The 12,415-nt window shown below is 59.5% G+C and carries 11 protein-coding genes and 2 pseudogenes; 4 read left to right on the forward strand and 9 right to left on the reverse strand.

Annotated features, from left to right (window positions below; translation table 11 throughout):
- Positions 1-40: 40 nt before the first annotated feature.
- Genes HQ843_RS00555 through HQ843_RS00565 form a run of 3 tightly spaced genes read right to left on the reverse strand, consistent with a single transcriptional unit; the run spans position 41 to position 2,860 of the window.
- A complete protein-coding gene (locus HQ843_RS00555; RefSeq protein ID WP_180900307.1) occupies positions 41-850 on the reverse strand; it encodes an ABC transporter ATP-binding protein in 810 nt (269 codons plus the stop codon).
- 23 nt (positions 851-873) lie between these two features.
- Positions 874-1,692, reverse strand: a complete 819-nt coding sequence (locus tag HQ843_RS00560; protein WP_180900306.1) for an ABC transporter permease — start codon at positions 1,690-1,692, stop codon at positions 874-876.
- Positions 1,693-1,723: 31 nt separating this feature from the next.
- On the reverse strand, positions 1,724-2,860 hold the full coding sequence (locus tag HQ843_RS00565; RefSeq protein ID WP_180900305.1) for an aryl-sulfate sulfotransferase: 1,137 nt from the start codon (positions 2,858-2,860) through the stop codon (positions 1,724-1,726).
- Positions 2,861-3,030: 170 nt separating this feature from the next.
- On the opposite strand from HQ843_RS00565, the gene HQ843_RS00570 reads away from it, so the two are divergent.
- Positions 3,031-4,074, forward strand: coding sequence for a LacI family DNA-binding transcriptional regulator (locus tag HQ843_RS00570; protein ID WP_180900304.1), 1,044 nt, complete (start codon positions 3,031-3,033; stop codon positions 4,072-4,074).
- A gap of 514 nt (positions 4,075-4,588) precedes the next feature.
- Positions 4,589-4,774: pseudogene (locus HQ843_RS00575) on the forward strand (integrase core domain-containing protein); the annotation flags it as partial.
- Between the two features lie 122 nt (positions 4,775-4,896).
- On the opposite strand, the gene HQ843_RS00580 reads toward HQ843_RS00575, so the two are convergent.
- Complete coding sequence (locus HQ843_RS00580; protein WP_180900303.1) at positions 4,897-5,253, reverse strand: aldo/keto reductase; 357 nt, start codon at positions 5,251-5,253, stop codon at positions 4,897-4,899.
- A gap of 56 nt (positions 5,254-5,309) precedes the next feature.
- On the opposite strand from HQ843_RS00580, the pseudogene HQ843_RS00585 reads away from it, so the two are divergent.
- Both HQ843_RS00585 and HQ843_RS00590 read left to right on the forward strand, forming a co-directional pair.
- Positions 5,310-6,509: pseudogene (locus HQ843_RS00585) on the forward strand (IS256 family transposase).
- A gap of 195 nt (positions 6,510-6,704) precedes the next feature.
- Entirely contained in the window at positions 6,705-6,974 is a 270-nt protein-coding gene (locus tag HQ843_RS00590) for a hypothetical protein (protein ID WP_180900302.1), read from the forward strand.
- Between the two features lie 571 nt (positions 6,975-7,545).
- Here the strand turns inward: HQ843_RS00590 and HQ843_RS29910 are convergent.
- The 5 genes from HQ843_RS29910 to HQ843_RS00620 all read right to left on the reverse strand — a co-directional run bounded on the left by HQ843_RS29910 (position 7,546) and on the right by HQ843_RS00620 (position 12,275).
- Positions 7,546-7,764, reverse strand: a complete 219-nt coding sequence (locus HQ843_RS29910; protein WP_371822097.1) for a LysR family transcriptional regulator — start codon at positions 7,762-7,764, stop codon at positions 7,546-7,548.
- A gap of 102 nt (positions 7,765-7,866) precedes the next feature.
- Positions 7,867-9,231, reverse strand: coding sequence for a surface lipoprotein assembly modifier (locus HQ843_RS00605; protein ID WP_180900301.1), 1,365 nt, complete (start codon positions 9,229-9,231; stop codon positions 7,867-7,869).
- A 5-nt stretch (positions 9,232-9,236) separates the two neighbouring features.
- Positions 9,237-10,118: a HupA family protein gene (locus HQ843_RS00610; RefSeq protein WP_180900300.1), complete on the reverse strand. Its 882-nt coding sequence runs from the start codon at positions 10,116-10,118 to the stop codon at positions 9,237-9,239.
- 195 nt (positions 10,119-10,313) lie between these two features.
- Positions 10,314-11,960: an alpha/beta hydrolase gene (locus HQ843_RS00615; protein ID WP_180903368.1), complete on the reverse strand. Its 1,647-nt coding sequence runs from the start codon at positions 11,958-11,960 to the stop codon at positions 10,314-10,316.
- 66 nt (positions 11,961-12,026) lie between these two features.
- On the reverse strand, positions 12,027-12,275 hold the full coding sequence (locus HQ843_RS00620; RefSeq protein WP_180900297.1) for an AbrB/MazE/SpoVT family DNA-binding domain-containing protein: 249 nt from the start codon (positions 12,273-12,275) through the stop codon (positions 12,027-12,029).
- Positions 12,276-12,415: the final 140 nt, after the last annotated feature.

Below are 12,415 nucleotides of genomic sequence, written 5' to 3' on the forward strand. Positions count from 1 at the left end.
TTATCTCCTGATTGAGGTGAATGCGTCTGGGTAAGGCCGTTCAGGCCGCGTGGGCCTGCTCATCCGCCGGACCGGGCTTGAGGAGCGTGAGGATTTCCTCGCGCGTATCGAGCAGTGTCGGGTTATCGCGCGAGATGGCGCGTGGGCGCGGCGTGGTCAGGTCGTAGCTGCGGATGATGCGCCCGGGCGAGCGCGACATGACATGCACATGGTCGGCCAGAAGCAGCGCCTCGTCGACATCGTGGGTGACGAAGAGCACGGTGGCGCGATGCTTGCCCCACACCTTCAGCAGCAGGTCGTGCATGACGCGGCGGGTCTGCGCATCGAGCGCGCCGAAGGGCTCATCCATCAAGAGCACTTTCGGCGCATAGGCGAGCGTGCGGGCAATGCCGACGCGCTGCTTCATGCCGCCCGACAACTGGCCCGGATATTTATCGGCCTGGGTTTCGAGGCCGACCTCGGCCAGCGCCGCCATGGCGCGTTCCTCAAGCTCCTTCTTCGGCAGCTTGAAACGCTTCAGCGCAAACTTGACGTTGCCGAGCGCGGTAAACCAGGGAAACAGCGCATATTGCTGAAAAACGACGCCGACCTTGGGGCTCGGCCCCGCCACCGGTTCACGGTCGATGCGGATCTGGCCGCCGGTCGGCTCGACGAAGCCGGCGAGCGCATTGAGCAGCGTCGACTTTCCGCAACCAGACGGGCCGATCAACGCGGTGAAGGTGCCAGGTTCGAGCGTGAGCGCGGTTTCGGCCAGCGCCAAATAGTCGCCCTTGCGGGAGGTAAAGCGGATGGAGACGTGGTCGATCTCGACCCGGCCATCGCCATTGGACATGATATTGCCGGAGGTCATGGTCGCTATCCTTTCGGCCCTCTTCAGTTCTGTTCCCAATGCACCAGCCGCTTGCCGATACGATGCACGATCGTGTCGACCAGCGCGCCAAGCACGCCGAGCTCGATCAACAGCGCGAACATGCGGTCGGTGCGGATATATTGCCGCGATTCCTGCAATCGGTAGCCGATACCCGAGGAGGCACCGGAGAGTTCCGCGGCAACGAGGCTGAGGAAGGCGAGCGCCACGCCCAGCCGGATGCCGGCGAAGATATGCGGCGCGGCGGCGGGAATGACGACGGCGAAGAATTCGCGCAAGCGTCCTGCCCCGAGCGAGCGCGACGCGCGCAGATAGATTTCAGGAATATATTCCATGCCGTGATGGGTGTTGAACCAGACGGCGAGGAAGACGGTGTAGGAGATGACGAAATATTTCGACCCCTCCCCGATCCCGAACCAGACGATGGCGACCGGCACCAGCGCGATTGCCGGAATGGGCCGCAGGATCGTCATGAACGGGTTGAGCAACAGCCGGACGGTGGCAACCCGGCCCGTCAGCACGCCGACCGCGACGCCAAGCGACGCGCCGATGACAAAGCCGATCGCCGCACGGCTTAACGAAACGACGAGATCGGAACTGAAGGCGCCGTTCGAGACCATTTCGCCGAAGGCTTCCGCAACCGTCCAGGGCGCCGGAAAGATGCTCTCGGGCACGACCTGCATAAGGGCGACAATGCTCCAGATCGCCAGAACGATCGTCAGCGACATGACCGGGCTGATCATCCCGCCGGCGACATTGGCCAAGGTTTCGGTCAGGCCCGGATAGCGCGGCGCAACCTCCTTGTCTTCATTGGCATCGGTCATGAGCGATACTCCCAAAGCTGAGGCCGGCATCTCAGAGCCATCCGATCCGCTCGGCGGCGTAACGATGCGCCCGGAAAAGGCTGTTGTGCTCGCCGGTGATGTAGGGGCCGACAATCGCCGGATAGGGCGCGAAATAGGGAATGACATATTCCCAGACCGTGTCGCCTGCCGGCGTCACCTCGAAGAGCCGGCCAAAGGCCGATTCGCAGATGAAGGTATTGCCGTTCTCCAGCCGCTGGGCACTGCCCATATAGGGCGAGAAAAACGCGGGCGGGCATGGATCGGCGTATTGCCAGACGATCTTGCCGGTGACGGGCGCAAATTCCAGCGCCCGCGAATGCGGCGAGGTGACGCCCTTGCGGATATTGCCGTTGTCGAACACCAGGATATTGCCCTCGGGCGTTTCCACCGGCGTATGCTGCTGGGCGACGACATTAGGGCCGACATGCCAGACCACCTTGCCGGTCGCCTTGTCGACGGCGATGATACCGGAGGTGACCCGCAGGCTCATCAGCACCAGCCCGTCGCGGGTCTGACCAAGGCCATTGATCATCGGCCAATGGCGCCGGTCGAAGATGTCGTGGACGGGGAAGTCTTCCGGGCGCAGATGCTCCCAGGCGCGCCATTCCCACACGACCTCCCCCTTGCGGTTGACCTCGGTCACGACGTCGCTCTGGACAATGCCGTCCGCGCCATCCTTGCTTTCATCGCCACCAATGATGCGCGCCGAAATCGACTTCGGCATGGGTTCGGCCGCCGTATAAAGGAGATTGCCGTTTTCCAGCCACTGGCAGTCGTGGTGGTGGCGCGGGTCCTCATGGCGCCAGACGATCTCGCCATCCGGCGTGGCTTCGTAGAAGTCGCCGCCATGCCAGAGATTCCAGGCAGGATAGAGCCCAAGCGAGGTGTCGTGGCTGCCATTATAGCCGAGATTGCCGTTCTTCAGGATCACCGCGTCACGGCCGGCGCGCACCGGCATCTGCCACTCATGCGCCGGCTTACCCTCGATATCGACGAGATAGACGCGGCCCTTCGAGGTCTGCGGAGCAAACAGCGTGTAACCACCCGCGGTGTGTGCGCGGTCGAGCAAGGTCAACCCCGTGCGACGGCGACGGACGGTGACCTGATCGGCATCGGCGGCCACATCCTGGGATTTCATATTCAGCATGCCAACCTCTATTAAAACGTTTTACTACGCAATTTTAAGCTTCATTTCTATAGTAAAACGTTTTAATGCTATGGGAGTCAAGAGGTCAATTTTCAGAAATGCACATTTGAACATCATTTATGCGATTGCCTATTTTATAGCCAGATATCCATAGGAAGCGGAAAGAACGCATGTCAAAACCGGCGAAGGTCACATTGATCGAGGTTGCCAAACGGGCGGGCGTATCGCCAGCCACCGTTTCCAACGCGATCAACAGCGCCCGCTATGTCGACACGGAAACGAAGAAGCGTGTCGACAGGGCGATCGCCGATCTCGGCTACGTGCCGAACTTGAAGGCGCGACGGCTGCGCACCGGCAAGGCCAACGCGATCGCGGTCTTTTCATCCATGCCGTTTTCGATTTCCGCCGGTCCGTCACGGCTGGGCTTCATGATGGAAATCGCCGCGTCCGCCGCCGTTGCCGCGCTGGAAAAACGGCTCTCCCTCGTGCTGGTGCCGCCGCTTCCGGTCAACGACCCGGGTTTCGACCACCTGGAGGCCGACGGCGCGATCGTCATCGAACCGTCGATCGACGATCCGCATATCGCCGAACTGATGCGGCGCGGGGTGCCGACGGTGGCAATCGGTCGCCCTGGGCCCGGCTTTTCCAACACGGTGCCCTATATCGACCTTCAGCCCAAGGTGGTGACGGAAAAGGTCATCCGACATTTTCTCGAGACCGGCGCCAGCAGCCCCGCCCTCTTCATCGGCAAGACCAACCGGGCCGCTTTCCACGAAACAGAAACCGCTTACAGGCGGCTGGCGCAAGAGACCGGTTTCGAGCCGGTCGTCGCCTATCTCGACGAGGCCGACGGTGAAGAGGCCGGCCATCAGGCAACCTTGCGCATCCTCGACAGCCGGCCGGGTATCGACGCGCTTTTCGTTCTGATCGACACATTTGCGACGGGCGCGGTGCGGGCATTGAACGAACGCGGCATCGCCATGCCCGACAGGATGCGGGTCGCGACCCGCTATGACGGCCTGCGCGCCCGCGAGAGCACGCCGCGGCTCACCGCCTTCAACCTGCATCTCGACGAAATCGCACGACTGGCGCTGGCAGGCCTCATGCGCGCCATGGAAGGAGATGCTCAGCCGCTGTCGATCAAAGGCCCAGAGCCGGAAATCGTGGTGCGCGAATCCTCAGCGCGCTCAAAAAATCCCCGTCCGGACTGTTGATCGCGTCCAAAGAATTTCACGTAAAGCAACAAAGACAGCGAGATCGCATCCCAGGAAGTGGTAAAAGTCATGACCTCCATCATAGGCTGAAGATTGAAACGCTGCACTTGCGCCATACCATTGGCCGGAGCCGTAGCCGCTTGAAAATGAACGTAACGCACCTTAGCGACCAGCCGCCGCCTTGCGCCTGCTGATCCAGGAATTTGTGTTCTCTGATGGGGAGTTAGCGCCGATAACCATGGTATCCTAATTCCTATCAATCACCCTGCGTTCAAGATATCGTCAGGCGTTGCGCCTCGATCTCCGGAAGGCCTGTAGCCAGCCTCCGCCTCTTGTGTTCTTGTGCGGTGTCATCGTGGAGAGCCAGTATTGCGGATGGCCAGTCGGCGGGCGGCTGTCGCTTTGGTTCACCGAAAGAGCGGTCGAGATAGTATGCCGCGTAGTTTGGGTCGATAAGCATCCCTTCCGGCAGATTGTCGAAGAGCCGATACTCGTGAATGTAGAGCCAATAGTTCTTGAGGCGCAGATTGCGGCTTTCGTCGAGCATTACAATCATCGCCGATACCACGAGAGCCTCGACAATCTCACGCCCGCCGACGTCTACTTCGGACGCGGCCAGATCATCCCGCTCGAACGTGAAAGGATCAAACAAGACACCATCAAACAGCGCCGCTTGAACCACCACAAAAAGGCGGCTTAAATCAATCCGAAAACCGAGCCGGAAACTCCAGTCTGCCAAGGCCCAAAAGGTCTCAGATCATTCGACGACGGACACGTATAGAGACAGGCTTGAGAACCATACGAGCGTTTCCGAACTGACAATCAGGACCAGCTCTTGACCCAGCTCGGGTTCATCATCCGTCCGTCATCGGAATCCAGAGCGTTGATATGCGCGATATCGGCTTCGCCGAGCGAGAAATCGAGAATATCGATATTTTCGACGATCCGGCCCGGATCGCTTGATCTGGGTAACGCAATGTTTCCTCGCTGCAGATGCCAGCGCAGCATGATCTGGGCCGGACTCTTGCCGCAGGCCGCCGCGATCTTTCCGATTACAGGGTCGGCGATCAGTCGACCGCTCCCGATCGGCGAATAGGCCGTGAACATAATACCGCGCGCCTCGCAGAATGCCTTGAGATCGTGTCCCAGGACGTGGTGTGGCAGGGTAGCGGTGGTCACCAGTGTTTTCCGGTAGGGTCGGGTTGTTGAAGACCAACTTGATGGAAAGACCACCGATGACCGACGATATGATGAACCTGCGCCTGGCTGTTGAGAAGAGCGCCGATGCGGATTTGCTCCGCGAGATGATCGGCTTTGCCGCCGAGAAGCTGATGGCGCTGGAAGTGAGCGCGAAGACCGGCGCGGGCTATGGCGAGAAGGATGCGTTCCGGCTTGCCCAGCGCAACGGCTATCGCGACCGGGACTGGGAGACACGAGCGGGGACGGTGGAGCTTCGCATCCCGAAGCTTCGCACAGGCAGCTATTTCCCGAGCTTCCTCGAACCACGCCGCATGGCCGAGAAGGCTCTGACGGCGGTCATCCGAGGCAAGCCTATATCCAGGGTGTTTCCACCCGATCCGTCGATGACCTCGTCAAGGCCATGGGCATGTCTGGCATTTCCAAGAGCCAAGTCTCCCGACTTTGCGCGGAAATAGACGACAAGTTGAAGGCCTTCCTCGACCGGCCCATCGAAGGAGAATGGCCCTATCTGTGGATTGACGCTACCTACATGAAGGTCCGACGCGGCGGACGCATCGTCTCTGTCGCCGTCATCATCGCGGTGGGCGTGAACACCGACGGCCGGCGCGAAGTGCTCGGTATGGAGATCGGAACATCAGAAGCCGAGCCGATCTGGACGGAATTCCTCCGCAACCTGACCAGACGCGGGCTACGTGGTGTCAAGCTTGTTGTTTCCGACGCCCATGAGGGTATCAAGGCGGCCGTGTCGAAGGTGCTCTGCGCCACCTGGCAGCGTTGCCGGGTCCATTTCATGCGCAATGCGCTCGCCCATGCAGGAAAGAGCGGGCGGCGCGTCGTCTCCGCCTTCATCGCCACCGCGTTTGCCCAGAACACGCCGGAGGCGGCGAGCACCCAGTGGCGCAATGTCGCCGACCAGATCAGGCCGAAGGTGCCCAAGCTCGCCACGCTCATGGACAGCGCCGAACAGGACGTGCTCGCCTACATGACCTTTCCCAGGCAGCATTGGGCCAAGCTTCACAGCACAAACCCGATCGAACGCCTTAACGGCGAGATCAAGCGCCGCACAGAAGTCGTCGGTGTCTTCCCCAACGATGACGCCATCGTGCGCCTGGTCGGTGCGCTATTGCTCGAACAGAACGACGAATGGGCCGTCCAGCGGTCCCGTTACATGACCCTTGAGACTATCGCCACAATGAGCGGATGATCCGCTCATCAGCCGGCCTGCCGCAAGCTGATCCATTCCCGGCTCCGTCCGCAAGGCACGGCAACCGCCGAACCTACACCACGCTACGGGACACGATCTAGCCACCCGCCTGGCCAGGCTTGGTCGCAGTCAGGAAGCCCTTCGGATTTTTGAAACCGCAGAAAATGAATTTGGGATAAACCTCAAGAATTGGTCCCCCGGAATCGCGGTTGCTCATTATGCTGAGATGGATTTCGAGTCCGCGTATCGCGAGATATTTCGATCAACTTCCAATCTGAGATTCGTGCAAGTTCTTAAAGTTGCGATACTCGGCGAGCTCGGCCTTGGCGAACAAGCCGCCCCTATTATCGAAACACTGCTGGAATCCAACCCAGATATCAAAGCGACGTTCTATCCATGGCTTGAGAACCTCGGATGGGCGAAACCGTTGGTTCAAGCACTCGCCGAAAGCCTCACCAAGGCTGGCCTCGTTGTGGACGAGCTATCAACGAAATAGCGGTTCATACCGTTTCGTAACGGTGTGTCACTCACTTTTGCCTTTGCGACCCAGTATCGTGCCCCAGTATCGTAAGGATCGACAAGGCGCTTGTTCACGATATCCGGCCATCGGCCGGGGCGCGCAATAGCCTTCAGACTATCGTTGGCTTCGCATCGGGTTTTGTCCCGCTGATCATTGTGGAGGGCGTCGAAACTGCCGCTCGGATTGATGCGGCTGGGCCAACGCATTTTCAAGGTCAATTTTTCTCGACGCCTGTCCGCTGCGAAGCAAGGGATGCGGCAAAGGTGCAGCAATCATGACTTTTTGGGATAGTCGTCGTTCGGAATCGTCGAACCCTAGGGTGGTAGGCAGGAAGCACGCCCGAGGCGCTCAAAACAGATGGAGGGGCGATGGATCCCCCATGGATTGGCCTCTATTGCTAATGCTTCTTGCCGCCGTATCAGTGGTGGTAGCCATCATCATGAAACTGGAAGGGATCACGCAATGAGTGACAGCTATAGGCGGCGTCTAAAGCGGTAGCGAGCCTTCCTGGCTACCTGAAAGCAAAAACTGAGGGGTAGGCGTGTGATTAATCCCGGATGCGACACAGCAATTGCAAGCACCCCGCAGATCCCGAACCAGGCCTTATCTTGGCGCCTTGAAACAGACGGTGGCCGGCTCCTCGGCGGGTTCCGGTGGCGCTCGGGACAAGCTGCCCGCCGCGGCGGATCAGCAAGGGATCATCGAACAGCAGCCTCAAACGCGCCAGCGCATGGCTGACCGCGGGCTGGCTCATGTTCAGCCGCATGGCAGTGTGAAGTGGCTCGGTTTGAACAGGGCCTCATTTACGCCGCTCGCAGCGGGTCAATCCCGCCGCTACCGTGGTCTAATTTCGCACCACCGCTCTCACTCAGAATTTCTTCGTCAGATAGGTTGAAAGCGTGTTCTTCGAAAAATCATAGACATCGACATTCGAGAAGTTCTGGGTGTAGGCGTATTCGATGCGTGGGGCGAAGCCCTGGATCGCCAGATTGCGCAGCGTGATGCCGAGCGATGCCTGGATACGCTGATCGGAGCGTTTTTCGCCGGCCAGATAGGTTATGTCCTGATATTTGCGATCGTCCGCGAAAATCGAAATATCGGAAATCGCGCCGAAACTCCATTCCCGGAAATACTGCGCGTTCAGGGAAAGGCGGACATAGCTGTTGGTGTCGTTCGCGGCATCGACATAGCCGATATTGCCGCCGAAACGCACCGAGCTCGCGGATGAGATGGCATAGAGATGACTGATCCCCAGCACGGTTTCGCTGCCGTCAAGTTCATCGCGGTCATGGTAATCGAGCTTGCGCCACATGCCGCGCAGCGTTGTGACCCCCTTTCGGCCCATATTGTGCCGCAGCGAGAAAGCCGGGCCGAGCGACCAGCGATAAGGCTCTTCGCCCTTCATCACATACTGGCCGACAAGGCCTCCGGTCACCGTCCAGTCTCCGATTTCCCGGCGATAGTCGACGAAACTGTCGAAGTAACTCGTGTTGAAGCTGGTATCGCGATACCAGTCGCCGTTGACCCCGCCGCCTATCGTGATCGATGAGACTTCATCGAGGTCGAACCGGTATGATCCGTTCAGCCCATAGCCATAGCCGATGCCGCTCTTCTTTTCGGCAGGCAGTATGGGAATGCCGCCGATATAGACGAGATCGGCGTCGGGGGCTTCGGTGATGTTGGTGCTGGGCGCGATGGAGATGTAGCCGCCAAGCGACCAGGGACGGATCGTGCGGGCCTTGGCGGCAAGGCGCTCGTAGAACGCGCGCTCATCGGCGCTGTTGGCGCTGCCGGCCAGAAGTTCGAAGTGATGCAGCGACGCGTTGCCCTCGCCCTGTTGGTAGAGAACGCTGGCCAGCTCACGCCGGACATTGCGGGCCTCGGGGTTCTGCGAAAGGATGGCACGAAGAGCGCTTGCCGCTTCCGGCAACCGGCCCTGTTGTTCCAGTATGAGCGCCTGCGTGAAGGCGGCGGCGAGCGTCTTGCCCTTTTCGTCAGTGGCGAAGCTTTCCGCCAGCGCCATCGCATTTTCATACTGGCCGTATTCAACCAGAACGCGTACCGCGTCAAAGCCGGTGACGGTGGACTTTTTTGCGAAGACCCATTGCGGGGCGCTTATCATGAAGAACCCAAGGGTGAACACAAACAGGCAGACGCGCCGTATGCGTTTCAACCCCTGACCCAGGCCGCGCGCCGGGTTTCCGGCGCGCGGCTCAAATCGGCGATTGGCCATCAGTCTCAGTCTGCCCGATTCGCCTGGAACACGCCGATGGTTGCCTTGGTCGGATTGTCGGCATTGTCGAAGGCGGCCACACTGCCGGCCGTCGAACTCGCGCCGCCGCCAAAGAGCGAGCCCTTGACAATGGAACCTTCGCCGGCCGCATCGCCGCCGATCGTCACGCTGTCAGCCACATAGGCGGCGCTGTTCTTGTCGAGCGTACCGGCAAAACCGACATCGTCCATCGCTCCGATTGCGTCATCGCCATCATAGATGGTCAGGCCACTGAAATCGCCTGAAACCGCGCCGCTTTGAAAGTCGACAGCAATTTCGCTGGAGCCGGAAACCAGGCCGCCGGTCGCGCCATTCTGCGCTTCGCCGAAATAGTCGCCCCGGTAGGTGCCGGTGCCTTCCTGCGGCAGATCGGATATGGTATCGCCGCTGTAAAGAGCGATGAAGTCGCCGTTCCCCTCGCCACTTTCACCGTCAACGGAGATGTAGAGCGCCCCCGATGTGCTCGCGTCATTGTCGGAGCCGAGGAACGCTTCCAGTGTAGCCGTCTGGCCGTCCAGATCGGCAGTGCTGCCGACCTCGCTGAAGGACAGGCTCTGGCCGTCATAGGGGCCGGATGTGAAGCTGACGGAGATGTTGCCATTGTCATCTTCGGTATAGTCACCGGTCGTATCGGCAACCGTGGTGACGGAGCCATCCCTCAGTTGAGCAGTGGTTCCGCCGAAAGTATATTCGCCGTCACCGCCGCTGGGTCCGGAGGGTTCGCCTCCCTGCGAGCCGCCGCCGCCAGTGCCCTGGTCCCCCGAGGAATTGTTTCCGGACGTGCTGCTGCATCCAGCCACCGCGATCATTGCGGTGCCAGCCAGAGCAGCCAGAAAGATCTTGTTCATTACCCCTAACTCCAATTCGCTTTCAAATCGCGCATTAACAGCGCTTCGCGTTGACAGGGTAAAGCGATGATATCGGAAGCGCGCCCCCCATTTGGGGGGTGAAACGGTTGGCTTACCAAATTATCATTTGGTAAGCGGCTATCCGTTGTTGTGATGTTGTTCCGAAGTTATTGCGATACGCATTGGCGACAGGGATCAAACGCCAGAGGTGCAGGCTTGCTTTTCGCCGGTTCCCTCGTCCGAAGTTTTGACTTCCGCGCACCGTTCCGATGGGGCGTCGCGCAAATGTGCGGCCAGAAGTTCAAAATGGCTGGCGACGAGAAGGTGGCCGGCGTCCGGTACGACGGCAAGGGGCGCGGCTATCTGTGTTGCCAGCTCGGAAGCGACTTCGGGAGGACACATTTTGTCCTGCCCCCCCTGCAGAAGCGACACTGGCACCGGGAGCTTTTTTGCCTGCGCGGCCCAATCGCGCTGATTAATGGTCAGATCGGCCACGATGCTTGTCGTTGAACGCTCGGCAATCAGGGACAGCCAGTCCAGCGCCCACCCGGTTTCGAGATAGCGTTCTATCACCGCAAGGTCGGCAGGCGATTCGCGATAGCCGTGGCGATAGGCGCGCCCGGCAAGCTCGGGTTTACGCGCAATGGCCGCATAGGCCCTGACAAGAGCGGCGAGAACGTGCGGGTTTTTTCGCGAGACATTTGTGAGTGCACTCTGAAGCCCGCGATTTGTGGACCCTGAAGCCATGGAGGGCGGATAGGGCACGCCGGCAAGCATCAGGCAATCGGTCAGTTCGGGAAAACGCGCCGCGAAATGGACCGCCCAAGAGATGCCGGAGTTTGTCGCCACGCATGTCACCGGGCCGCCAACGAAGTGGCTGATATATTCCGCGACGGCTTCGGTCTGGGTTTCCAGAAAGCGCGAAGGGTCGGCGCCTGACGCTCCGGGAGAAAAAAAACGCGGCACAACCAGCCAGCGCAGCCCGTTGCGGTTGAGAATCCTTATCTTGTCGTCGCAGAGCACGGTCGGAGAAAGCAGGCTGTGGAAATAAAGGCAGGGCTTTCCTTTCCGGTCGCCAAATTCCCAGACCGGCAGTTCCGTGCCGTTTTCCAGCGCCACCGAGTGAACGAGAACATCGCGGCCATAATGCCGCCTGAGCAACGCCCGCTCCGGACTGGCCGGCGACCTGCGCCCGAATGCCTCGGTGAAATACCCCAGCAGACGGATGGAGAGCGTACGTGTGAGCGCCGCCTGACTGGCGACGTCGAATTTCTGGAAGATGACCTGCAACTGCTTGCGCTTGGTATCATAAGAGGTATTGAGCGCTACGGCCGCTTCCTTCAGGTCAAGGCCAGCCAGCAGGCAGGCAAGCAGTTGGTATTCACTGTTGGTAAGGCCTGCGCCCGAAGTGACGATCAACTCTTCGACAAAGGCGCGCTCGAGTTCGAGCGCCAGCCACAGCGCACCATCCGGCGCAGCGGGCCAATAGCGCCTCAAATTGAACAGCACAACCAGTCTGCCATTGCATGCGCGAAAGGCGACGCCGTCGTCATTGCTTTCAGGCAGCGCCAGCTTCTCTGGCAGTTTTTCGGTTTCATCGACACTCAAAACCTTGCAGCCGCCAGCGTCGAAGACAGCGCCGGGAAGGCCGAAATCAGGCAGAAACGTGTAAAGAAACTGCCGGATCTCCAGTTGCCTGCGAGCATCAAAAACGCCCGGCTCGTCGCGATCCCAGTGCAGTGGAAGCGCCGTCGCTTTGAAAAGCGTCGGAATTTCGGCGAGACGCGCGATGTGCTGCCTGAAAATCGAGCTTGGTGAGGTCATCGGTGCAAAGTCCGGCATTTGCGCCCAACGGTCAAGAAATATGACGAAAAAGCGGCTTTTCCATGTCGAAGAAACAAGGCTGTCTCAAACTGGAGCTGAAAGATATGCCGAAATCCTTGAAAGCAATACCTCGCGGTCGTCATGCATAATTTGGTCGGCGATTTCCATCTGGCGCACGAATTCCGGATTATAAGGCGTAAGGCGATAGCCTCCATCTGCTGTTTCGGTCAGATAGAGCGTATCTCCCTTCTTAACCTTCAGATGCGCCATTATTTCCTTGGTGAGAATGACGCCGGACGATGCGCCAACCGTCGTAATCTTCACACTCTGCATAGCGGCGGCTTTTCTATATAATGGTTATTATATAGAAACTCGCTCCTCTTCAATCAATAGCAGGAAAGCCCCCTGCAAGGTTCGAGGGCTTTGAACGGTACTGACTCGCGCACGCCTCGCCGACAGTCGGTTACAGATGA

Source organism: Martelella sp. NC20 (assembly GCF_013459645.1).
Classification (GTDB): Bacteria; Pseudomonadota; Alphaproteobacteria; order Rhizobiales; family Rhizobiaceae; genus Martelella.